Origin of the sequence: Actinacidiphila epipremni (assembly GCF_012034175.1) — a bacterium.
In the GTDB taxonomy this organism is placed as follows: domain Bacteria; phylum Actinomycetota; class Actinomycetes; order Streptomycetales; family Streptomycetaceae; genus Actinacidiphila; species Actinacidiphila epipremni.
On record NZ_JAATEJ010000068.1, the window covers coordinates 1 to 1,174 of the forward strand.

A 1,174-nucleotide genomic window follows, 5' to 3' on the forward strand; every position below is an offset into this window, starting at 1 on the left:
CTTGCGGTAGTCGAAGGGCAGCGGGTCGAGGTCGGTGAAGCCGGTGTTGGTCCGCCAGTGGGTGACGAAGTCGACGGCCTGGTCGATCTCGCTCTTCCAGTCGGCGGGCGTCCAGCGGCCGACGCTGCCGGTGCCCTCGCAGAAGTGGCCGTTGAAGTGCGTCCCGATCTCATGGCCGTCCAGCCACGCGGCGCGTACCTGCTCCAGCGTCATCTTGATGTGCTTGTCCGAGAAGTAGCCGATGGCGGAGGCGCCCACCGGGTTGTTGGGCGGGTGGTAGAGGTTCTTCTTCGCCTCCGGCAGGGCGTAGAGGCCGGACAGGAAGAACGTCATAGCGGCGTTGTGCTCCCGGGCGAGCCGACGGAAGCGTACGAAAAGGCCGTTGTCGAGCTCGCCGGCGCCGTCCCAGGAGAACACCACGAACTGCGGCGGGATCCGGCCGGGTTCGAGGCGGTCGGTCTCGGGCTGGCCCGGCTGGGGGCCGGTGTCGGCGGTCGAGCCGTCGCCGATGAGGCGCGCCGGCGGTGGCGTGGCCGGCGCGGTGGGGGTCTCGGGCGGGGCGGCGCCGTTCGGCTCGCCGTTCCCGTGGCCGTCGGCGCATCCGGCGACGCCACCGGCGGCGGCCCCCGCGGTGAGGGCGAGCAGGCTTCTGCGCGAGAGGGTTCCCATGGTGTGTCCACTTCCGAATGGTCCGGCGACGGCCGCGGTCGCACCGGAGCCGTCCTTTGCACAGTGCACAATGGGTACCCGACTGAAAAGAAATATCGTGCGCTGATCGGATGAATCAGGTCACGGTTGGGCCAAGGGCCTGGTTGCCTGGTGCATGGCGGCGAGGAGGGTCTGGTGGGTGATCCAGCCGATGAGGCTGTCGTTCTGCCCGTCGAGTACGGGCAGCCCTGCGCCTTCCGTCCCGACGAGTGCGCCGAGGGCGTCGGACAGTCCGGTCGCGGCCGTCAGGGAGCGGGGGATGTGCGCCACGGTGCTCACGGGCGTGGTGTCGTGTGCTCCGTCGGCGAGTGTCTCGGCGACGGTTCTGGCGTCGGCGACGCCCAGGTAGGTGCCGTCCGCCGTGGTCACGGGGAGGACGCCGTGGGCGGAGCGGGCGAGCCCTGCGGCGGCCTCGGCCAGCGGTGCCGAGCCGTCCAGCGGGGTGGGGACGGGCTCCATGACCTGT

The 1,174-nt window shown here is 70.9% G+C and carries 1 protein-coding gene and 1 pseudogene; both read right to left on the reverse strand.

The genetic code is table 11. The features are described from left to right. A pseudogene (locus HCN08_RS34440) lies at positions 1-669 on the reverse strand (hypothetical protein); the annotation flags it as partial. Between the two features lie 120 nt (positions 670-789). After that, positions 790-1,174, reverse strand: a 385-nt coding sequence (locus HCN08_RS34445; RefSeq protein ID WP_167987324.1) for a CBS domain-containing protein, incomplete at its 5' end; no start/stop codon positions are given.